Origin of the sequence: Nevskia sp. (assembly GCF_051860985.1) — a bacterium.
Taxonomy (GTDB): Bacteria; Pseudomonadota; Gammaproteobacteria; order Nevskiales; family Nevskiaceae; genus Nevskia.
Window position 1 is genome coordinate 21,067 of sequence record NZ_JBIMKV010000001.1, and the last position, 21,145, is coordinate 42,211.

The following is a 21,145-nucleotide window of genomic DNA, read 5'->3' on the forward strand; positions in this document are numbered from 1 at the left end:
AGCGGCCGGCCGGATCGGCGGGCCTGCGGTGGCGTCGGCGTGGTATCGCCGAATCGCCCGGCAGCGTCAACAATCCGTCGTCAATTCGCCGCCAGCTTGCGCCGGGCCCGGAAAAAGGCCCGCAGCTGCTCGGCGCAGTCGGCTTCCTGCACGCCGCCGACCCAGGCCACCGCGTGGTTCAGCTGCGGCCGGCCGATCAGGTCGTAGACCGAATGGACCGCGCCCGCCTTCGGGTCCCGGGCGCCGAACACCAGCCGGCGCACGCGGGCATGGATGATCGCGCCGGCGCACATCGCGCAGGGCTCCAGGGTCACGTACAGCGTGGTGCCGGTGAGCCGATAGTTGCCAAGCGCCACGGCGCCCGCCCGCATCGCCATGATCTCGGCGTGGGCGGTGGGATCGTGCAGGGCGATCGGCCGGTTCCAGCCCTCGGCGAGCAATGCGCCATCGGCGGCCAGCAGCACCGCGCCGACCGGCACCTCGCCTTCGGCGGCCGCCCTTTCGGCCAGCTGCCGGGCGTGGCGCATCCAGTGCGCGTCGGCCTCGGTCTGGCGGCTATCGGCTTCGGTCAGTGCGAGTAAGGGTGCGTCCATCGCCGTATTGTCGTCGACCGGCTCAGGCGCGCTCCAGCAGCACGATCACTTCGTGGTGCCGGGTCTGCGGAAACATGTCGAGCAGGCGGGCCTGGCGGGCGCGGAACGACGGCATCAGCGCCAGGTCGCGGGCCAGCGATTCGGCGTTGCAGCTCGAATAGATCAGCCAGCGCGTGTCGACTGCCGCCTCCAGGTACCGGCTGAGTCGCTCGCCGATGCCGCGCCGGGGCGGATTGACGATCACCAAGTCGGCCGCTGCCGGCTGGCGCAGCGCCCAGTCGGTGGCATCGGCGCTGATGAAGTGGACCTCGCCGACCTCGCGGCCGCCGGCCGCCAGCGCCTCCAGGCTCTGCACGGCGCTGGCGATCGCTTCGGCTTCCAACTCCACGCCGGTGACTTCGCGGCCGGCGGCCGCCGCGTGCAGCGCAAAGCCGCCGACACCGCAGTAGAGATCCCAGACCCGGGCCGGCTGCAGCGCTTCGATCCAGGCCCGCGCCTGCGCGTACAGCGCGGCGGCGACCGCGGTATTGGTCTGGAAGAAGCTTTGCGGACGCAGTTGAAGGCGGATGTCATTGACCGCGATGCCGAGCCGGTCCGCCGGGCTGAGCAGAATTTCACGGGCGCCTTCGAGCACCGCCTTGTGCTCCGGCTGCAGGTTCACCGACACCACCTGCAGCTGCGGCAGCGCCGCCAGCAGCGACGGCAGGTGCTTGCGGATGCGGGCGACGGTCGCCTCCGAGCGCAGCACGAAGCGCAGCAGCAGTTGGCCATCCGGCGCTTCGGTCAGCAGCACGAACTTCAGCTCGCCGCGACGGCTGTCGAGCGCATAGGGCGGCAGCGCAGCAGCGGTGATGAACGCGCGGATCGCCGGGAAGCAGGCCTGCAGCGAGGGCGGATACAGCGGACAGTCGCCGAGATCCACACCCTGCCCGGCCGCATCGCGGATGCCGAGCACCGGCGCGTCGCTGCTGCCGCTGACCACCATCTTGGCTTTGTTGCGGAAGCCGGCCGGCGGGCTTTCCACCGGCGCCAGCCAGTGCAACCGATCCGGCCCGCCGAGCAGGTCCTGGCAGTGGCGCAGCTTGGCCGCCAGCTGCGCCGCGTAGGGCTGCCCCAACTCGGTGCAGGAGCGGCAGCGGTGGGTATCGAAATGGGCGCAGTTCATCGTCTGGAGCGCAGGCAGCGGCCGCACAGCATGACATCGGCTCCGTTGCCGATGGGCCGCGTGCGCCGGCCGGAGCCGCTACCGGCTCGGCGAAACTTCGCCGGCAGGGCTTCTGCTGGCAGGTTTCCGCAGCAGGGCCTTGAGCCGGCGCCGTGCAGGCCCCAATCTCCCGTCATCGCCTTAAAGCCACTGACGCCGTGACCGACTCATCGACCGCCAGCGCGCGCCGATCCGCCCTGTTCAAGGCCATCCTCGGCCCCGAAAAATCCTTCTACTGGCTGGCTGCGGTCTACAGCATCGCCACCTCGGTCCTCGGCCTCGCCGTGCCGCTGTCGGTGCAGGTGCTGATCGCCACCGTCTCCAACACCGCGCTGCTGCAGCCGGTGGTGGTGCTGGCGCTGATCCTGTTCGGCCTGCTCGGCATGTACGGCGCGCTGTACGTGGTGCAGGCGCATCTGATGGATCGTTTCGAACGCCGCTTCTTCGCCCGCTACACGCAGGAGATCGTGCTGCGCAGCGTGCACAGCGCCGTCGCGCCGGGCCGGCGGATGAACCGCGAGGAACTGGCCAACCGCTTCTTCGAGATCGTCAGCGTGCAGCGCAACGTGCCGACCATCGTGCTGAACGGCTCGGCGATCCTGATGCAGGCGATCGTCGGCATCATCGTGGTCTCGGCCTACCACCCGGCGTTCATGGTGTTCAGCCTGGTGCTGATCCTGATGGCCTGGCTGATCTGGCAGATCTGGGCCCATCGCGCGATCAACAGCAAGGTCTACGCCTCCAAGGCCAAGTTCAAGGTGGCGCGCTGGCTGGAAGAACTGGCCCGCGTGCACCCCTCGTTCCAGTCGACACGCACGATCCGCTACGCCACCCATGAGGCCGAAGCGCTGATCGCGGGCTACGCCCAGGCCCACCGCAGCCACTTCGGCTACAAGCTGGCGCAGACGATCGGCTACTTCGGGCTGTATGCCGTGGCCAGCGCATCGCTGCTCGGCGTTGGCGGCTGGCTGGTGATCATCAACGAGCTGACCCTGGGCCAGCTGGTGGCGGCCGAGCTGATCTTCGCCGCCGTGTTCTATTCGCTGACCCGGCTGCCGGCGCTGCTCGACAACTACTACGAGCTGTGCGCGGCGGTCGACAAGCTCGGCGAGTTCCTTGACCTGGAACTGGAGAACGCGACCCGCGGCGAACCGGTCCCGACCGGCGCTGCCGGCCTGGGCCTGGAGGCAGCAACACTGGCGGTCAACGGTGCGGAGGCGCGCTTCGACTTCACGGTGCCGGCCGGCCGCAAGGTGTTCGTCAACTGCGAGGACGACGCACTGCGCGAAGCGCTCCTGGCCGTGGTCCGCCGCCACCGCCCGCTGCTGTCCGGTCGCGCCCGGCTCGGGCCCGCCGAACTGGGCGACATCCACCTGCACCGGCTGCGCGAAGCGGTGCTGGTGGTCGATTCCACCGAGCCGCTGGAACGCTCGATCGCCGAAAACCTCGGCCTGGGCGATCCGGCCGTGAGCCGCAGCGCGATGCGCGAAGTGCTTGACGTGCTCGGCCTGTCGCCGGCCATCGACCGCCTGCCCGACGGTCTCGATTCGGTGCTGGCCCGCTGCGGCGATCCGCTGACGCCGGAACAGATGCTGCTGCTGCGCATCGCCTCCGCGCTGCTCGACCGGCCGCGCCTGCTGATCATCACGCCGGTCGCCGATCGGCTGTCGCTGGCCTCGCGGCAGGCAGTGCTCGACGCCGTGCGCCAGCAGCCGGAGCTGACTTTCCTGCAGTTCAGTCGCCGGGCGGACATCGCCGGCTTCGACGCCGCGCTCGACATCACCGCCCGCGCGCAGCGCTGGTTCGATGATGTCCGCAGCCTGCCGCCGCCGACGCCGCCACCGAAGGCCTTGCCGCACACCGCCGCCGGAGACGCCCGATGAGCGACCTGCCGACGCCGAAGTACGAGGCCGAGTACGTCGCCCCGTTCCGCACCCTGGAAACGCTGGTGCCGCCGAAGCCGACGCGCAGCTTCGCGCGGCTGATCCTGGTGCTGCTGGTGCTGCTGGCTGTGGTGCTGAGCGCGGCGCCGTGGATCCAGACCGCGGCCGGCTACGGCCAGATCATCGCGCTGGACCCGACCAACCGCGTGCAGTCGGTCACCGCCTCGCTGAGCGGCCGGATCAAGCGCTGGCATGTGCAGGAAGGCAGCCGCGTGAAGCTGGGCGACCCGCTGGTCGAGCTGATCGACAACGACCCGAACTACACCGAGCGGCTGCAGGCGGAAGTCGACGCCGCCAAGGCAAGGCTGGAGGCCCGGCGCATTGCCAGCGAGATCGCACTGATCGACGTCGACCGCCGCAAGCGCCTGTTCGACAAGGGCCTGGCCGCCAAACGCGACGTCGAGGCGGCGAACATCCGCTGGCGCGAGCTGAAGGCGGCCGAGGCCAGCGCCATTGCCGAACTGGTGAAGGCGCAGACCGCCGTGTCGCGCCAGGCCACGCAGTTGGTCACCGCGCCGCGCGACGGCACGATCCTGAAGATCTTCGGTGGCGACACCTCGACCTTCGTCAAGGAAGGCGAGGTGCTGGTCAGCTTCGCGCCGGTGGCCACCCAGCGCGCCACCGAACTGTTCGTCAATGGCCTCGATGCCGTGCTGGTGGCACCCGGCCGTGACGTGCGGCTGAGCTTCGAGGGCTGGCCGGCCGTGCAGTTCAGCGGCTGGCCGTCGGTGGCCGTCGGCACCTTTCCCGGCGTCGTCCAGTTCGTCGACCCGGCGGTATCCGCCAACGGCCGCTATCGCGTGGTGGTCGCCGAGAAGCCCGGCGAGCCGTGGCCGGACGAGCGCTTCCTGCGCCTCGGCGGCCGCGCCCAGGGCTGGGTGCTGCTGAACGAGGTCAAGCTCGGCTACGAGATCTGGCGGCAGCTGAACTACTTCCCGCCGGAACCGACGCCAGCCGTCGCCAACGGCGGCAGCAACGGCAGCGGAGCCGCCAAATGACGCGCCGCTGGCCACTGGCGGCGCTGCTGCTGGCTAGCCTCGTCGACGGCGCCCTCGCCCAGCCGGCATCGCCGCCTGCAGCCGCGCCAGTGGCAACAGCCGTGCCGCTGACGCTCGACGCGGTGCTCGACAGCAGCCGCGAACGCTACCCGCAGGTGCTGGCGGCGCGCGAGAAGATCCGCGCCCAGGCCGGCAAGCTGCTGTCCAGCGAAGGCGCCTTCGATCTCTACGCCGAGCAGACCAACAAGAGCCGGCTGAGCGGCTACTACGACGGCCGCTACTCCAGCACCAAGCTGGTCCAGCCGCTGAGCGACTTCAACACCAACGTCTACGGCGGCTATCGGGTGTCGGGTGGCGATTTCCCGATCTACGAGGACGAGGCCTTCACGCTCGACGCCGGCGAGTTCAAGGTCGGCGCGGTGTTCTCGCTGCTGCGCGACCGCGACATCGACAGCCGTCGCGCCGGCCTGCGCGACAGCCGGCTGGCGCTCGATCAGACCGAACTCGACGCCCTGCTGACCCGGGTGCGCGTGCAGCACGACGCGATGACCGCCTACGTCGACTGGATCGGCGCCGGCGAGGCGCTGGCCGTCTACCGGGACCTGCTGCAGCTGGCCGAAGCCCGCAACGACGGCCTCGACACCCGGGTGCAGGAAGGCGATCTCGCCAACATCTATCTGAACGAGAACCGCCAGTACATCCTGCGCCGGCGCGGCTTCGTCGTAGAAGCCGAACGCAAGCTGGTGGCGGCGGCCAACAAGCTGTCGCTGTACCTGCGTCACACCGATGGCACGCCGCGTCTGCCGGCCGAAGCCGAACTGCCGCGCCGCTGGCCGAACCCGCCGTCGCTGATCGACCCGACCACCGTCGACGCCGCGATCCGCGCCGCACTGGCCGCGCGGCCGGAAATCGGCGTGCTGGCCGCCGACATCGAGCGCGAGCGCCTGAACCTCGCGCTGGGCAGGAACAACCTGATGCCGCGCGTCGATCTCAACCTGGAAGCGGCCCGCGATTTCGGGAGCGGCCAGAAGAGCCGTACCGGCACCGACACCATCGTGCGGCTCGACGTCACCATTCCGATCGAGACCCGCAAGGCGCGCGGCCAGATCGACGCCGCCCAGGCCAATCTGTCGCGGCTGGATCTCGACCGCCGCCTGCTCGAAGAACGCATCGGCGTGGAAATCCGCACGCTTGCCAACGACCTGTCGGCGGCCTACCGCTTCGTCGAACTGGCGACCCAGGAAACCGAGCAGGCCGACGTGCTGTCGCGCGCCGAACGCGAACGTTTCGCCGAAGGCGCCAGCGACTTCTTCGTCGTCAACCTGCGCGAGGAAGCTGCCGCCAACGCCCGGGTGCGCGAGATCGACGCCCATCTGCGCTATCTCGGCGCGCTGGCCGATTTCTACGCCGCCACCGTGCAGCGCGAACCGCTGGGTCTGGGGCCGGGCTGAGCGGCCCGACCCGGCCCCGACGCGCCATGCAGGATTCCCTGTTCCCCGATGCCGAACCGCCTGCCGATCGGCCGTCGAAGCCGCCGCGCAAGCGCAGCTCGGCGGTGCTGCCAGCGGCGCCGAAGCCGGACCACCTCGCCCTGGCGGCGGCGCTGCCGGCAACGCTGCGCTTCGGCACCTCGTCCTGGTTCTTCCCGGGCTGGAACGGGCTGGTCTGGGACGGCGAGTACGAGCAGGCCCGGCTTTCGAAGGAAGGCCTGGCCGCCTATGCGAAGCATCCGCTACTGCGCACGGTCAGCCTCGATCGCGCGTTCTACCGGCCGCTGAGCGCAGGCCAGTACGCGGCCTATGCGGCGCAAGTCCCGGATGACTTCCGCTTCGTGGTCAAGGCGCCGAGCCTGATCGCCGACGCCAGCATCCGGGGCGACGATGGCAGGAGCCTCAACCACAACGTGCTGTTTCTCGATGCCGACACTGCGCTCCGCGAGTTCGTGCGGCCGGCGCTCGAAGGCCTCAGCCACAAGCTGGGCGCGCTGGTGTTCCAGCTCAGCCCGCTGCCGGGGCTGATGCTGGCGACGATCGGCCAGCAGATCGAGAAGCTCGACCGGCTGCTGGCTGCCCTGCCCGATCTGCGCGCCGTCGCGCCGGACGCCGTGGTGGCCGTGGAGGTGCGCGACGCCGAATGGCTGACGCCGGCCTTCACCGCGATGCTCAAGCAACACGGGGTGAGCTACTGCCTGGGCCTGCACGCGAAGATGCCGCCGATCGCCGAGCAGCTGCCGATCCTGCGCGCACTGTGGCCGAGCCCGCTGGTCTGCCGCTGGAACCTGCACATGAAACATGGCGCGTTCGGCTACGAGTCCGCGCGCGAGGAATATGCGCCGTTCGACCGTCTGGTCGACCCCGATCCGGAAACCCGCCAGCAGCTGGCGCGGGTCATTGCCGGCACGGCGGCCCATGGCGTGCTGGCCTACGTGACCCTGAACAACAAGGCCGAGGGCTCGGCTCCGCTGTCGATCGAGGCGCTCGCGCAGGCGGTGCTCGACCTGCGCCGCCCCTGATCAGCGGGCGCGACGGAACGTCAGGTTCAGCCGCTGCGCACCGAGCAGCGGATGGTGTCCAGCTTTGAGCGCCAACACACCATGAAAGCGCAGCCGGCTGGCCCCGCCCCAGACCACGACATCGCCGTGCGTCAGCGGCAGACGCAGCACCGGATCGGCCCGTTTCAGGCCGCCGAACTGGAACACCGCCGGCAGGCCGAGCGACACCGAGACGATCGGAGCAGTGAAATCCCTCTCGTCGCGATCCTGATGCAGGCTCAGCTTGGCACCGGGCAGGTAGCGGTTGACCAGGCAGGCATCGGGCGCGAAAGCGGGGAATCCGGCAGCGGCGGCGGCATCGCGGGCCAGCTCGCGCAGCAGCGGCGGCAGCGCCGGCCACGGCTGGCCGCTGAGCGGATCGCAAGTGTCGTAGCGGTAGCCGCGCCGGTCGGAAACCCAGCCGCAGTCGCCGGCATTGCTCATCGCCACCGACATCCGCAGGCCACCCGGTGTTTCCCAGTGCCGGAACGGGGCGACGGCGGTGATCGCCTCGATCGCCGCCAGCAGCGCGCGATCCTGGGCCAGCGCGAAGCCGGGCAGCCAGACCGCGCCGTCGGCGATCGGCTGCGGCGGCGAGCTATCGTCGAACAACGCCAGGGTCGCCACCGGGCTCAGGCCGCGTCGTGAAAGATGATGCCGAGCGTGTGGCGATGGCCGGAGCGGATGCGACTGACACCATGGCGCAGGTTGACCCGATAGCTGCCGCGGCTTCCCTGCACCGGCCGGTGATGGACGGCGAACACCACGGCATCGCCCTGCGCCAGCGGTACCACTTCCGCCCGCGACTGCATGCGCGGCCGCTGCTCGGTCAACACGAACTCGCCGCCGGTGAAATCGACACCCGGCTGCGACAGCAGCACCGCGACCTGCAGCGGAAACACTTCGTCGCCGTAGAGATCCTGATGCAGGCAGTTGTAGTCACCGGCGCGGTACTGCAGCAGCAGCGGCGTCGGCCGGATCTGGCCGGCGGCCTGGCAGCGCGCCTGGTATTCGGCGTGCGTGGCCGGGTAGCGGACCTCGACATTCATCCGTTCGTGCCAGCGATGCGCGAGCGGCACCAGCTGCGGGTAGATCGCCGTGCGCAGCGTCTGGACGATGTCCGGCAGCGGGTAGTCGAAGTAGCGGTACTCGCCCTGGCCGTAGCCGTGGCGCTGCATCACCACCCGGCTGCGGAAGCCCTGTGCGTCCTGGTAGCGCGCCGCCATCGCCCGACAGCGGTCGGCGTCGAGCAGGCCGGGAATCACTGCCGCCCCATGGCTGTCGAGATCGGCGAGCACGCGCGGCCAGTCGACCTGCGCCAGCCCGTTCAAGCCTGCGCCTCGCGGTCGAGCAGGCTGCGCTTGCGTTCCACGCCCCAGCGGTAACCGGACAGCGCGCCGTCGCTCCTGACCACGCGGTGGCAGGGAATCGCCACCGCCAGCGCATTGGCGCCGCAGGCCTGGGCGACGGCGCGCATCGAGGTCGGTGCGCCGATCCGCTGGGCCACCTCGGCGTAGCTGGCCGTCTGCCCGGCCGGGATCTCGCGCAGCGCCTGCCAGACCCGTTGCTGGAACGCCGTGCCTCGCACATCCAGCGGCAGATCGTGGCCGAGCCTCGGGGCTTCGACGAGGCCGACAACCCGGGCCACGGTCGCTTCGAAAGCGGCATCGGCACCGATCAGGCTGGCCTTCGGGAAGCGGTCCTGAAGATCGCGGGCCAGCGCGTCGGGATCATCGCCAAGCAGGATCGCGCAGATGCCGCGCGGGCTGGCCGCGACCAGGATCGCGCCCAGCGAGCATTGGCCGATCGCGAAGCGGATCTCGGTGTTGGTGCCACCGGCGCGGAAGTCGGACGGCGTCATGCCGAGCAGTTGGTCGGCCTCGGCATAGAAGCGGCCGTTGGAGTTGTAGCCGGCCTCGTAGATGGCATCGGTCACCGAATCGGCACGATGCAGTTCGCTGCGCACGCGCCGAGCGCGGTGAGCGGCGGCATAAGCGCGCGGCGTCAGCCCGGTGACCGCCTTGAAGACCCGGTGCAGGTGGAACGGGCTCATGCCGGCGGCGGTGGCCAGGGCATCGAGCGTCGGCGCGGCATCGGCCTGTTCGATGCGCCGGCACAGCGTCGCCACCAGCCCGGCGTGCTGCTCGGCCAGCGGCGGCTGATCCGGCTTGCAGCGCTTGCAGGGCCGGAAGCCGGCTGCCGCTGCCGCCGCTGCGCTGGCATGGAAGTCGACGTTCTCCGGCCGCGCCGGCCGCGCGCTGCAGGAAGGCCGGCAATAGACGCCGGTGGTCTTCACCGAATAGAAGAACAGGCCGTCGGCCGAAGGATCGCGGGCCAGCACCCGTGCCCAGCGGGGATCGTTGACGGTGGCGGCAGCGCGGTCTTGCAGCAGCTTCGACGGGTTCACGGCGACTCTCCAAGGATCATCTCGAGCGATGTCGATAGTGTCGGCGTCCGCCGCCAGCCGAACACTCCGAGACTTGCTTTTGAATTCGGCGGCTGCGCAGCATCGGCACTGAAGCGCTTGCGGCGATGGTCTCGGGCCGCCTGCCCTGCCACCCGGCGCTTCGTCACCCGAGGGGACCGCTGCCATGCGCCATCCATATTGCCTGCTCGCCGTTTCGCTGACCTTGCTGTCGATCCCTGTCGTGACCCAGGCCGGCGGCAAGTCCTGCGAGGCGCTGAAGTCCGAAATCGCCGCCAAGCTCGATGCCAAGGGCGTCAAGGCCTACTCGCTGGAGATCGTGCCGGCCGATGCCGCGAGCAACAGCCGGGAGGTCGGACGCTGCGAGGGCGGCACGAAAAAGATCGTCTACACGCGCGCCTGACCGCCCGGCAATTCACACGACGCCGAAACGACAGAGGCCCGGATGCGCGCATCCGGGCCTCGTCGCAACTCAAGATTTCGAGCCCGACCGGATCATTCCCACTCGATGGTCGCCGGCGGCTTGCCGGAGATGTCGTAGACCACGCGCGACACGCCGGCAATCTCGTTGACGATCCGCAAGCTGACCTTTTCCAGCAGCTCGTACGGCAGCCGTGCCCAGCGGGCGGTCATGAAATCGATGGTCTCGACGGCGCGGATCGCGATCACCGGCGCGTAGCGGCGACCGTCGCCGGTGACGCCGACCGACTTCACCGGCAGGAACACCGCAAACGCCTGGCTGGTCTTGTCGTACCAGCCGGCCGCGCGCAGTTCCTCGATGAAGATGTGGTCGGCAAGGCGCAGCGTGTCGGCTGCTTCCTTGGTCACTTCGCCGAGGATGCGCACGCCCAGACCCGGGCCCGGGAACGGATGGCGGTAGACCATCTCGCGTGGCAGGCCGAGTTCGACACCGATCTGCCGGACTTCGTCCTTGAACAGCTCGCGCAGCGGTTCGACCAGCTTGAGCTTCATGTGCTCGGGCAGGCCGCCGACGTTGTGATGACTCTTGATCAGATGCGCCTTGCCGGACTTGGCACCAGCGCTCTCGATGACGTCCGGGTAGATCGTGCCCTGGGCCAGGAAATCGACCCCGGTAATTTCCTGGGCTTCCTCGTCGAACACCTCGACGAACAGCCGGCCGATGATCTTGCGCTTGGCTTCCGGGTCGGTGACGCCTTTGAGTTCGCCGAGGAAGCGGGCTTCGGCATCGACGCGGATCACCTTGACGCCAAGGTTCTTCGAGAAGATCTGCATCACCTGATCGCCTTCCTGGTGGCGTAGCAGGCCGTGATCGACGAACACGCAGGTCAGCTGGTTGCCGATCGCCTTGTGCAGCATCGCCGCGACCACCGAGGAATCAACACCGCCGGACAGGCCCAGCAGCACGCGGCCGGAGCCGACCTGGGCGCGGACCTTGTCGATCGCGTCGCTGATGATGTTGTCCGGCGTCCAGGCCCGGCCACAGCCGCAGATCTCGTGCACGAAGCGCGAATAGATGCGCGTGCCCTGCGTGGTGTGGGTGACTTCTGGGTGGAACTGCAGACCGTAGTAGCGGCGTTGTTCGTCGGCAACGCCGGCGATCGGCACGTCGCGCGTCGAGGCAATCAGCTTGAAGCCGGGCGGCATCTCGACCACGCGGTCGCCGTGGCTCATCCAGACATCGAGCAAGCCGTGACCTTCCTCGCTGACCCGGTCTTCGATGCCCCGCAGCAGTTCGGAGTGGCCGCGGGCGCGGATTTCGGCGTAGCCGAATTCCTTGGAATCATGTGCCTCGACCCGACCACCGAGCTGATGCGCCATCGCCTGCAGGCCATAGCAGATGCCGAGCACCGGCACGTTCAGGCCCCAGACCGCTTCGCGAACGCGCGGTGCCTTCAGCTGGGTCACCGATTCCGGGCCGCCGGACAGGATCACGCCTTTCGGCGCGAAGGCCTTGATGTCGTCGTCGGAGATGTCCCAGGGGTGCAGTTCGCAGTAGACGCCCAGCTCGCGGACCCGGCGGGCGATCAGCTGCGTGTACTGCGAGCCGAAGTCGAGAATCAGGATGCGGTCGGCGTGGATGTCAGGTGTCGGGGCCTGCGTCGGGGACGGCTTCACGGCAGCGGCGGTCATCGGAGAATCAGCTCTGGGTACGGTAATTCGGCGCTTCCTTGGTGATGGTCACGTCGTGGACATGGCTTTCGCGCATGCCGGCCGAGGTGATCTTCACGAAGCGCGTCTGGGTGCGCAGTTCCTCGGTGTTCTGGCAGCCGGTGTAGCCCATGCTGGCGCGCAGGCCGCCGATCAGCTGGTGGACGATCGCTGCCATCGGCCCCTTGTACGGCACGCGGCCTTCGATACCTTCCGGCACCAGCTTTTCGACTTCAGCAGTCGTGTCCTGGAAGTAGCGATCTTTCGAGCCCTGCGACATCGCGCCGAGCGAGCCCATGCCGCGATAGCTCTTGTACGAGCGGCCCTGGTACAGCTCGACGTCGCCCGGCGCTTCCTCGGTCCCGGCCAGCATCGAGCCGACCATGACCGCATAAGCGCCGGCAGCCAGCGCCTTGGCGAAGTCGCCGGAGTAGCGCACGCCGCCATCGGCAATCAGCGGAATGCCCTTGTCCTTCAGCGCTTCAGCGACGGCCATTACAGCGCTGATCTGCGGCACGCCGACACCGGCGACGATGCGCGTGGTGCAGATCGAACCCGGGCCGATGCCGACCTTGACCGCATCGGCACCTGCCTCGACCAGCGCCAGCGCGGCCGCACCGGTGGCGATGTTGCCGCCGATGATCTGCACGCGGTCGCCGTACTGCTGCTTGATCTGCCGGACGCGGTCGATCACGCCCTTGGAGTGGCCATGCGCGGTATCGACGACGATGACGTCGACGCCAGCTTCGACCAGGGCCGCGACTCTTTCATCGGTATCACCGCCGGTGCCAACCGCCGCACCGACCCGCAGCCGGCCGCGATCGTCCTTGCAGGCCAGCGGATGTTCGGTGGACTTCTGGATGTCCTTGACGGTGATCATGCCTCTGAGCTGGAAGGCCTCGTTGACCACCAGCACCTTCTCGATGCGGTGCTCGTGCAGCAGCTCGATGACCTCGGTGCGCGGCGCGCCTTCCTTGACCGTCACCAGACGCGGCTGCGGCGTCATGATCTTCGACACCGGCTGATCCATGCGCGTCTCGAAGCGCAGGTCGCGGCTGGTAACGATGCCGACCAGCTGGTCGCCGTCGACGACCGGCACACCGGAGATATGGTTGGCACGGGTCAGCGCCAGCACGTCGGCGATGGTCATCGCCGGCGGCACGGTGATCGGGTCGGCGATGATGCCGCTTTCGTACTTCTTCACCGCCCGCACTTCGGCGGCTTGCCGGGCCGGCGTCATGTTCTTGTGGATGATGCCGATGCCGCCTTCCTGGGCCAGCGCAATCGCCAGGCCGGATTCGGTCACCGTGTCCATCGCCGCCGACAGCAGCGGAATGTTCAGCGTGATGCGGGCGGTCAGCGGCGTGCGCAGGTCGACCTGACGCGGCAGCACTTCGGAGTAGGCGGGTTGCAGCAGAACGTCATCGAACGTCAGGGCTTCGAGGTCGATGCGCGAGTCAGCGGAGAGGCGAGGCATTTACGGCTCCGTCAAAGCGATATTATACGCAACGCACACGCCTTCGACCGACGTCATCACCATGCCGCAATCGCCGGGCGCGTCGCCGCTTCACGAAGCCCCCGAACGGCTCGCATCGTTGTTCTGCTCGCCGGCATGAATCGTCCCGTCCCGGGCGCAGCCCGCACCGTCTACGCCGTGTCGGAACTGGCCGACATCCTGCGCGGCCTGATCGAAGACAGCCTGCCCAGCGTCTGGGTGTCCGGCGAGATCTCGAATTTCTCGCGGCCGGCATCCGGCCACTGGTACTTCACCTTGAAGGACGATCGCGCCCAGCTGCGCTGCGCGATGTTCAAGAACACCAACTACTACGTGCGACCGCAGCCGAAGGACGGCGACGCGGTGCTGGTGCGCGCCAAGGTCGGCATCTATCCGGCGCGCGGCGAGCTGCAGATGATCGTCGAGCACCTCGAAGCAGCCGGCACCGGTGCGCTGCTGCGCGCCTTCGAGCAGCTGAAAGCGAAGCTGGCGGCGGAAGGCTTGTTCGACGCAGCCCTCAAGCGGCCGCTGCCCGCCGTGCCGCGCGTGATCGGCGTGATCACCTCCGGCACCGGCGCCGCGCTGCAGGACATTCTCAACGCCCTCGCCCGCCGCTGGCCGCTGGCTGCGGTGGCGCTGTACCCAGTGCCGGTGCAGGGCAGCCAGGCGCCGCCGGCGATCGTCCGCGCGCTGCGCGAACTGCCCGAGCGCGCGCCCGCCGACGTCATCCTGCTGGCGCGGGGCGGCGGCTCGCTGGAAGACCTGTGGGCATTCAACGATGAAGCGGTGGCGCGGGCGATCCGCGCCTGTCCGGTGCCGGTGGTGTCGGGTGTCGGCCACGAGATCGACTTCACGATCGCCGACTTCGCCGCCGACGTCCGGGCCGCCACGCCGACCGCCGCCGCCGAACTGGTGACGCCGGACATCGCCGAACGCTACGGCCGCATTGACTCGTTGGACATCCAGCTGATCGGCCTGGTCCAGCGCCGCATCCAGCTGGCGCGCGAACAGCTGCTGCAGCAGGCCGGACGCCTGCAGCGTCTGCATCCCGGCCGGCGGTTGCAGGAACGGGCGCAGCGGCTCGACGAACTGGACCAGCGCCTGCGCCATGCGATGCAGATGCGGCTCCAGGCCAAGCGCGAAGCGCTGAGCCTGCACAGCCGGCGCTTCGAATCGGCGGCCCCGCTGGCGCGGGTGCTGCAATGGCAGGAGCGCCTGCGGCTGCTGGCGGATCGCCTGCAGCGCGGCAGCCACCGCCTGCTGGCCGAGCGCGCCGCGCAGCTGCGGCAAGCCGAAGCACTGCTCAACAGCCTCAATCCATCGGCGGTGCTGCAACGCGGCTATGCGCTGGCGATGGCGGCCGATGGCCGCGTGCTGCACAGCGCCGACGAACTGGCGGCCGGCGATCGCGTCACCGTGCGGCTCGCCGATGGCGGCTTCGAGGCCGAGGTCTTGCCAAAGCCGTAGTCGGGCGACAACGCCGCCATCTATCGCACCACGTCGGCCCAGTCAGAGACGATGCGGCCGCCGTTGCCGGCGTCGGTGGCGTTGTACAGGTCGATGCCGTCACGCACCTTCTGGCCGCCGTCGCGGGTCAGCGGCCGGAACAGGAAGTTCACGCTGCGCCGGGTGGAGCGCGGGAACACCAGATCGAACGGCAGGTTGAGGAAGAAGCCCTTGTCGAACGAGCCCTCGCCGAACACCTTGGCCGGCACGTCGGTGAAGGTGGCGAACACGCCGAGCGTCGCGCCGCTCCTGAACTCGCGCGCGACTTCGATCGTCGAGCCCCAGTCGCGCGCCAGGTAGCGCCCGGCGCTGAGCTTGGCCTTCAGGCCATACCACGGGAAGTCGTAATAGAGATTCAAGTGCCCGGTGGCCACCCGGTAGTCGCGAAAGTTGAAGCGCACCGCGTAGTCGCGCTGCTGCACGACATTGGCATCGAGGCCGACGGCCCAGCGCTGGAAGTGCGGCCGCCACAGCAGCTCGCCGGCCACACCGCCGTACATGTCCTCGAACAGGCCGGCCGACAGCCGCGCATAGACCCCTGAGGCCGGCGACCAGATGTAATTGGTTTCCAGCCGGGACACCGCCTGCTGGCCCTGCTGCAGGTAGTCGACGATGTCGCTGCGCACACGCGGCAGCTGGCTGTTCGATTCGAGCGTGATGTCGTCGAAGTTGTTCAGCAGGTTGAACGACAGCGCCGCGCTGAACGTCAGGTGTTCGGTCGGCCGGACATCGCCGGTCAGCCGCCAGAGCAGCTGGCCGAAGTAGAAGCCGTCCGGTCCGCCGATCTGCTGACGGAAGCCAGGGCCGGTGTCCCAGCTCCAGGTCGGCAGCTTGATCAGGCCCTGGACGTCCGCCGTGCCCGGATCGGGTTGCACCGGGTCGAGGTCGGCCGTGCGGCGGATCTCCTCGGGGCTGCCGCGGAACTGGCCGAACTTCTCGAATTCGCGCCGGTTGATGGTGATGCGCCAGGTTTCCACGCCGCCGTCGATACCGACGACGGTGATCCGGTCGACCCAGGGCGGCAGCACACCGGTCGCCGACCGCACGGCTCGGCCCGCCACCCGGGTGGCGCTGCGGAAGCGCTGCTGTTCCAGCCAGATGGTCGCTGCGCGGCCGGCCGGCTGCAGATCGAACGCCGACAGCGCGAACGACTGCTGCGACAGCGCGGTGGCCAGCCGTCCGGTCAGGGCCTGCAGTTCGGCCGGCGCGACCGCTTCCGGCGCCGGGCTGCCGAGGCTTTCGGGCGCGCGCGTCAGGATGGCCGGCGGCAGCGGGTCGAGCACCTTGACCGGCCCGCGTCCGGTTTCCAGGTTGGTGCGCAGTGACAGCCGGAAGCTCAGCCGCTCGCCACGTTCGTAGCCGAGGCCCAGGTGAATGCCGTCGCTGACGGCATAGTCGGCACCGATGTTGACGGGAATGCGCTGACGGACCGACGAGCCGGTGCCGCGCTCGTTGCTGTAGTCGTTGCCGTCGTACTCCAGCTGCAGCCGCAGGCCGTCGATCGGCGTGCGCCACTGCACGCCGCCGAACGGACCGATGGTGCCGCCGGTGAACAGCCGGCCGACGCCGCTGCCGCCCGGCGTGGAAGTCGACGTGCCGGTGCCGGTGCGGTCGCGGTCGAAACGCCCGGCGATCTGGGTCAGCGGATTGCGCAGGTCGCCGCCCTCGCCGAGACGCCCCCAGCCGAGGCCGAAGCTGAAATCCCAGTCGTACCAGCGCCGGCTGGCGACCAGGTATTCGCCGCCGAACACGCCGGTGCCGCCGAAATCCTGGATGCCGATCGCCAGCTGCGGCCACAGCGCGCTTTCCTCGACCAGCCGCAGCTTGAAGCCGAAGCTGCGGTCCTTGTACGACTGGAAGCCGCTGAACGATTCCGGCCCGTAAGGACGATCGATGACATCGGTATAGCGGAACACCGCTTCCAGCCACGGCAGCGGCGTGGCGAAGATCTGGATCTGGTTGTACGGCTTGATGCTGGACAGGCCGCCGCCGAAGGTGCCTTCGTCGGCGAAGCGCGCGCTCGGCGTCTGCAGCAGGCCGACGCCGCCGAAGTCGTTCAGGTTCAGGCCGTCATCGGCGCGGGCGGTCGACACGGCGGCCAGCCCGAGCGCCGCCAGGCGGGCGAGCAGCGGAAACCGGCAGCCCATCGGCGGCGTCTGGCGCAATGGCGGCCTGCGGCGTCGCCGATCAGTTGCGACTGATCGTCGACAGCGCCGCCGCCGTGACCGCGAGGTTCGACAGCAGGCCGAAGATGCGCTCCGAGAACGCCACCAGGTTGAACGGCGCGGCATCGCGCGGCACCACCACGACGCTGCCAGGCGGAATGTCCTGCGGCTTGTAGTTCCAGAAGCTGGCCTTCAGCTTTTGCGCGGTGCCGTTCGGCAGGATCACGAACACGCGGTCGTCGTCGGCGGCCTGCGCGTAGCCACCGGCACGCTCGACGTAATCCTTCATCGTCGAGCCCGGCACGAAGGCCTGGCTGCCCGGATTCAGCACCTGGCCGATGACGGTGACCGAGATCGGCCGCTTCGGCATCACCAGCAGGTCACCCGGTTCGACAACCGGGTCCAGCTCCGGCCGGGCCTCGAGAATCGCCGGATCGGCCTCGATGACCACCCGGCCGACCGCCTCGGCGCTCTGCAGGCGATTGATCACGGTGCCGAGGAACTGCGCAGAGTTCGACGCATCCTTGCCGAGCGCGCCGCTGGTGACCGCCGTGACCATGGCTTCCTGCAGGTCGGTCGCCGCCCGCTGGTAGGACTCACGCTCGGCGGTGCGCGCCTGCACGCGGGTGAACACCGCGCCGTACGGATAGGCGTCGGCGGTGACGCCGCCAGCGCGCTTGACCAGCTGGCTCAGGCGCTCACCGCGCAGGATGCCGTAGGAACCCGGGAAACGGACCTCGCCCATGATCCGCGCGGTGCCGACTTCCTGGCCGACATAGCGCGGCTTGAAGTTGAACAGGTCGCCCGGATTGACCGCGAAATCGGCCATGCCGGCCTCGCCGAGATTCAGCGTCCGGTAGCTCGGCTTGCCGGTCTGCAGCGCTTCGCCGTAGGACACGAACTCGATGTTGCTGCGATCCGACTCGTTGCTGAGCCCGCCGGCGGAGTCGATCAGGGTCTGCAGATGGGTGCCGTGGGCAATCGGGTACAGGCCCGGGCGGCGCACTTCGCCGTAGACCGCCGTCGACTCTTCCAGCAGGTATTGCAGCGCCCGCGGCGCCGCCTTGAACAGCGGCGGGCAGCGTTCGACGTCGGCATCGGTGCGCGCGCTGACCGTCGACTTGCTGCTTTCGGCGCTGTAGGCCTTCAGGAAGCGCGAGGCACGCTCGCTGTTGGCCAGTTCGGCCAGCTGCTGCAAGGCCGGACAGCTGGACGCCGCCTGCAGGTCGCCGCCGACCACGCTGCGGACTTCCTTCGAGTCGAGGTAGGACACGTCGTCGCGGGTCAGGATCACCACCCGGTCATCGCGGTTCAGCGGCAACGGCGGCGTCGCCGGGTCCAGTACGGCGCTGACATTGAAGCTGATCCAGCCGCGCACGCCGGTCGCCGGATCGGTGCGCTCGATCAGGCCGAGCGGCAGATAGGCCTCGGCCCGGGCATCGGAGGGCTTGACCTGGGCAGTGCCGAGCAGGCTGCGCAGGTCGTAGCCGGCACGCCACTGGTAGGGACCGGGATAGCGGACATGGCCGATGACCCGCACCTTGTCGTCGATGCCGCCGGCCACCGGGCCGACCCGCAGGAAATCGCCGTCCTGCACGACCGAGAGCAGATCGGCGTCGCGGGCGAGATCGAGCTGCACGATGGTCCGCTTGTTGCCGACGTAGCGTTCGATCTGCGCGGTGCCGGTGTTCACCGAGGCCAGCAGGCCACCGGCCAGCGCGATCACCTCGTCGACGCTTTCCTCGTTGTCCAGCTCGTAGATCGCCGGCCGCTTGACGGCGCCGGCCGCCGACACCTGCGGACCGACCGGCGGCACGAACACCACGTCGCCGGGCAGCAGCCGGGCATCGCCGCTGGAATCGCCATGCAGCAGCAGGGCATACAGATCGAGCCGCTGCACCAGCCGGCCATTGCGCTTGAGCTGGATACGGCGCAGCGAACCGACTTCGGTGACGCCGCCGCCGACGAACAGCAGGTTGGTGATGGTGGCCAGCGAGCTGACCGTGTACGAGCCCGGCTGGCGAACGTCGCCGGTCAGGAACACGCGCACCGAGCGCAGTTCGCCGAGCGAGATGCTGGCCTGCACGCCGATCAGCTCGCGATTGACCCGGTCGGTCAGCAGTTTCCGGACATCGTCAAAGCGCTGGCCGGCGACCGCGACGGGGCCGAGCTTCGGGAAGTTGATCTGGCCATCGCGCCCGACCAGCAGGCTGTAATTGCCGTTGTCGTTGCCGAACAGTTGCACGCGCACCGAATCGCCGGGCCCGACGACGTAGTCGGCCGGCACCGGGATGTCGGTCGCCGGTGCAAAGGTGGTCGCGCCTGCGGTGAACAGCGCGTAGCCGAACGGCTCCAGCGGCGCGTCGGCGATGTCGCCGAACTCCAGCGGCAGCGCCTCCGGCCCGGGCTTGGTCTGCGCACCCGGCGCAGCCGTCAGGCTGCCGTCCTCGGGCAGAGAGGACAGGCCCGGCTTCCGATTGCGTCCCGAGGTCCCCTGCAACGTCGATGCCCCGGCACCGATGCCGGCCCCTGCGCCGGTGCCGGTGCCGGTTCCTGTACCGCCCGCGCCTGCCGCCGGGTACTGCGAGCGGGCCGCATCGCCCGGCCGCGTCTGGGTGCCCCCCTGCGTGCTGCCGGTCGTCGGCGTCGACAACTGCTGATCGCGGAAGCGGCCGTCGGGCGAGGCCACCGGCCCGCCGCTGCTGCTGCCGCCGATCGATTCCAGCGCCTTCTGCCGCTGTTCGGGGGTCAGCTGATCGATCATCGACGGATCGAACGGCAACTGGGCCAGCGCCGGTCGGCCGACCGCCAAGCCCAGCAACAAGCCGACACCGACGGCCGAAACGATCCGGAAAATCCGCTTGCTCACGTTGATTCGCAGTCCATTGAGATAAAAGACGCCGGCGCACCGGGCGGCGGCGCCAAGGATACCGACTTGCCCGGCGGCTGCGGCGGGTTCGTCCGGATGGCTGGCGCTAGACGTTGCCGGGCTGGCCTTATATCCTCCGCCTGCATTTGATGCAGCCCGCCCCGCCGGTTCCGGCAGCGCCGTTGCATTCCGATCCTTCCAGGAGACATCAACGTGAAGCATGCCGTCATTGCCCTGACCCTCGCCGCGCTTGCCGCGACGTCGACCGCCGCCCGCGCTGCAGACGCTGAACCGGCTGATGCCGCTGGCAGCATCGAGAAGGCTTCCGGCTTCGCCGTCGGTGACATCTCGACCGTCATCGCCGTCGGCCTCGGCGCCGGTACCGCCATCGCCGTGCTGGTCATCGGCGCGGAAGGTGGCGGCAACGGGACGTCGACCTCGACGGCGACCTCTACCGCTCCGTAAGCGCCGTCACGCCGCACCAAGGCCGCTCCTCTGGAGCGGCCTTTTTCGTTGGGCGCGCCGCACCGGTCAGGCGCGAGCCGAGGGCCGCAGCACCTCCATGGTGATGGCGGGCACCTCGGGGCAGAACTGCTGGCGCGAACGCCAGATCTGCCCGCTGGCCGGATCGATCCAGTACAGGTTGTCGGTCGACCAGCGCCACTTGGCGACCACCACCCGTTCCCGGACGCGCAGCAGCATGCGTGTCTCGCCGAGCATGGTCAGCGACTCCTCGCCCTGCGCACTGAACTGGCTGTTCACCGGCACGCCGAAGTCATCGCGCGGACGCAGATCGACGATCCGCGTGACGCCGCTGTCGGGCACCTTCTCGCCCTGGCGGACGCGCTCCAGTGGATCGAACTCGGTGAACCGGGTGGTCAGCAGATCGCGCGGCAGGCCGATGGTCTTGACCAGCCGGCCGCGCTCGGTGATCAGCACGACACGATCGGCCGACGCCCAGCTGAGCCGCCGGCCGTCGGCGCTGGCCAGGATCGTCACCACCGGCGGCGCACTGCCGATCTGCACGCCCATGCTGGCGTACGGAATGGCCTTGATCTGGGCGTCGCTGATCGGATACGCGTTACCGCGCGCCGTGGACCGGAAGCTCGGCATCGCGGCGCCCAGCAGGCTCAAGGAGTCGCTGGCGCAGCCGCTCAGTCCAAGGGCGCCGGCCGCCATCAGCAGACGACGACGGGTCAACGCGGCGGGCGGCAGATGGTCGATGACGTTCACCGGTAAAATGGTCACTGCAATGAGGAAAGCGACTATCGTGCCATTGTCGCGACA

17 protein-coding genes are annotated in these 21,145 nt (G+C 69.2%); 7 read left to right on the plus strand and 10 right to left on the minus strand.

All coding sequences use genetic code 11. The annotated features are described in order from the left end of the window. Positions 1-80: 80 nt before the first annotated feature. Both tadA and rlmC read right to left on the minus strand, forming a co-directional pair. Positions 81-593: a tRNA adenosine(34) deaminase TadA gene (gene tadA, locus ACTIGJ_RS00110; protein ID WP_439638242.1), complete on the minus strand. Its 513-nt coding sequence runs from the start codon at positions 591-593 to the stop codon at positions 81-83. A gap of 22 nt (positions 594-615) precedes the next feature. After that, positions 616-1,758: a 23S rRNA (uracil(747)-C(5))-methyltransferase RlmC gene (gene rlmC / locus ACTIGJ_RS00115; protein WP_439638243.1), complete on the minus strand. Its 1,143-nt coding sequence runs from the start codon at positions 1,756-1,758 to the stop codon at positions 616-618. A 197-nt stretch (positions 1,759-1,955) separates the two neighbouring features. On the opposite strand from rlmC, the gene ACTIGJ_RS00120 reads away from it, so the two are divergent. The 4 genes from ACTIGJ_RS00120 to ACTIGJ_RS00135 are packed head-to-tail and all read left to right on the plus strand — an operon-like array spanning position 1,956 to position 7,250. After that, positions 1,956-3,680, plus strand: coding sequence for a hypothetical protein (locus ACTIGJ_RS00120; RefSeq protein WP_439638244.1), 1,725 nt, complete (start codon positions 1,956-1,958; stop codon positions 3,678-3,680). Continuing rightward, the gene (locus ACTIGJ_RS00125) at positions 3,677-4,738 is read left to right on the plus strand and encodes an efflux RND transporter periplasmic adaptor subunit (protein ID WP_439638245.1); all 1,062 of its coding nucleotides are present in this window, start codon (positions 3,677-3,679) and stop codon (positions 4,736-4,738) included. Before ACTIGJ_RS00120 ends, ACTIGJ_RS00125 begins: the two co-directional genes overlap by 4 nt. After that, on the plus strand, positions 4,735-6,189 hold the full coding sequence (locus tag ACTIGJ_RS00130; protein WP_439638246.1) for a TolC family protein: 1,455 nt from the start codon (positions 4,735-4,737) through the stop codon (positions 6,187-6,189). Before ACTIGJ_RS00125 ends, ACTIGJ_RS00130 begins: the two co-directional genes overlap by 4 nt. 26 nt (positions 6,190-6,215) lie before the next feature. Further along, positions 6,216-7,250, plus strand: a complete 1,035-nt coding sequence (locus ACTIGJ_RS00135) for a DUF72 domain-containing protein (RefSeq protein ID WP_439638247.1) — start codon at positions 6,216-6,218, stop codon at positions 7,248-7,250. Here the strand turns inward: ACTIGJ_RS00135 and alkB are convergent, their stop codons facing one another. From alkB to ada, 3 genes are read right to left on the minus strand one after another with little or no spacing between them, the layout of a single operon-like run. Next, a complete protein-coding gene (alkB, locus tag ACTIGJ_RS00140; protein ID WP_439638248.1) occupies positions 7,251-7,895 on the minus strand; it encodes a DNA oxidative demethylase AlkB in 645 nt (214 codons plus the stop codon). It lies immediately after the preceding gene. A gap of 5 nt (positions 7,896-7,900) precedes the next feature. Beyond that, complete coding sequence (locus tag ACTIGJ_RS00145; protein WP_439638249.1) at positions 7,901-8,599, minus strand: 2OG-Fe(II) oxygenase; 699 nt, start codon at positions 8,597-8,599, stop codon at positions 7,901-7,903. Continuing rightward, entirely contained in the window at positions 8,596-9,675 is a 1,080-nt protein-coding gene (ada, locus tag ACTIGJ_RS00150) for a bifunctional DNA-binding transcriptional regulator/O6-methylguanine-DNA methyltransferase Ada (RefSeq protein ID WP_439638250.1), read from the minus strand. Before ada ends, ACTIGJ_RS00145 begins: the two co-directional genes overlap by 4 nt. 184 nt (positions 9,676-9,859) lie before the next feature. Between ada and ACTIGJ_RS00155 the strand changes: the two genes are divergently transcribed. Next, positions 9,860-10,096: a DUF1161 domain-containing protein gene (locus ACTIGJ_RS00155; protein WP_439638251.1), complete on the plus strand. Its 237-nt coding sequence runs from the start codon at positions 9,860-9,862 to the stop codon at positions 10,094-10,096. Positions 10,097-10,188: 92 nt separating this feature from the next. Here the strand turns inward: ACTIGJ_RS00155 and guaA are convergent, their stop codons facing one another. Both guaA and guaB read right to left on the minus strand, forming a co-directional pair. Then, a complete protein-coding gene (guaA, locus tag ACTIGJ_RS00160) occupies positions 10,189-11,805 on the minus strand; it encodes a glutamine-hydrolyzing GMP synthase (protein ID WP_439638252.1) in 1,617 nt (538 codons plus the stop codon). Between the two features lie 7 nt (positions 11,806-11,812). Then, positions 11,813-13,300: an IMP dehydrogenase gene (gene guaB, locus ACTIGJ_RS00165; RefSeq protein WP_439638253.1), complete on the minus strand. Its 1,488-nt coding sequence runs from the start codon at positions 13,298-13,300 to the stop codon at positions 11,813-11,815. A gap of 135 nt (positions 13,301-13,435) precedes the next feature. Here guaB and xseA point away from each other — a divergent pair, with 135 nt between their 5' ends. Then, positions 13,436-14,785: an exodeoxyribonuclease VII large subunit gene (gene xseA, locus ACTIGJ_RS00170; RefSeq protein ID WP_439638254.1), complete on the plus strand. Its 1,350-nt coding sequence runs from the start codon at positions 13,436-13,438 to the stop codon at positions 14,783-14,785. 20 nt (positions 14,786-14,805) lie between these two features. Here xseA and ACTIGJ_RS00175 read toward each other — a convergent pair whose 3' ends face one another. Next, positions 14,806-16,971, minus strand: a complete 2,166-nt coding sequence (locus ACTIGJ_RS00175; protein WP_439638255.1) for a YjbH domain-containing protein — start codon at positions 16,969-16,971, stop codon at positions 14,806-14,808. 40 nt (positions 16,972-17,011) lie between these two features. Then, the gene (locus tag ACTIGJ_RS00180) at positions 17,012-19,858 is read right to left on the minus strand and encodes an SLBB domain-containing protein (RefSeq protein ID WP_439638256.1); all 2,847 of its coding nucleotides are present in this window, start codon (positions 19,856-19,858) and stop codon (positions 17,012-17,014) included. A gap of 213 nt (positions 19,859-20,071) precedes the next feature. On the opposite strand from ACTIGJ_RS00180, the gene ACTIGJ_RS00185 reads away from it, so the two are divergent. After that, entirely contained in the window at positions 20,072-20,323 is a 252-nt protein-coding gene (locus tag ACTIGJ_RS00185; RefSeq protein WP_439638257.1) for a hypothetical protein, read from the plus strand. Between the two features lie 66 nt (positions 20,324-20,389). Here ACTIGJ_RS00185 and ACTIGJ_RS00190 read toward each other — a convergent pair whose 3' ends face one another. Then, complete coding sequence (locus ACTIGJ_RS00190) at positions 20,390-21,091, minus strand: YjbF family lipoprotein (RefSeq protein ID WP_439638258.1); 702 nt, start codon at positions 21,089-21,091, stop codon at positions 20,390-20,392. Positions 21,092-21,145: the final 54 nt, after the last annotated feature.

Bases quoted from the DNA above. Each gene is read 5' to 3' on its own strand.
- ACTIGJ_RS00175 (WP_439638255.1), bottom strand. From the start codon at position 16,971: ATGGGCTGCCGGTTTCCGCTGCTCGCCCGCCTGGCGGCGCTCGGGCTG.
- rlmC (WP_439638243.1), bottom strand. From the start codon at position 1,758: ATGAACTGCGCCCATTTCGATACCCACCGCTGCCGCTCCTGCACCGAG.
- ACTIGJ_RS00135 (WP_439638247.1), top strand. From the start codon at position 6,216: ATGCAGGATTCCCTGTTCCCCGATGCCGAACCGCCTGCCGATCGGCCG.
- ACTIGJ_RS00125 (WP_439638245.1), top strand. From the start codon at position 3,677: ATGAGCGACCTGCCGACGCCGAAGTACGAGGCCGAGTACGTCGCCCCG.
- tadA (WP_439638242.1), bottom strand. From the start codon at position 593: ATGGACGCACCCTTACTCGCACTGACCGAAGCCGATAGCCGCCAGACC.
- guaA (WP_439638252.1), bottom strand. From the start codon at position 11,805: ATGACCGCCGCTGCCGTGAAGCCGTCCCCGACGCAGGCCCCGACACCT.
- ACTIGJ_RS00155 (WP_439638251.1), top strand. From the start codon at position 9,860: ATGCGCCATCCATATTGCCTGCTCGCCGTTTCGCTGACCTTGCTGTCG.
- xseA (WP_439638254.1), top strand. From the start codon at position 13,436: ATGAATCGTCCCGTCCCGGGCGCAGCCCGCACCGTCTACGCCGTGTCG.
- guaB (WP_439638253.1), bottom strand. From the start codon at position 13,300: ATGCCTCGCCTCTCCGCTGACTCGCGCATCGACCTCGAAGCCCTGACG.
- ACTIGJ_RS00130 (WP_439638246.1), top strand. From the start codon at position 4,735: ATGACGCGCCGCTGGCCACTGGCGGCGCTGCTGCTGGCTAGCCTCGTC.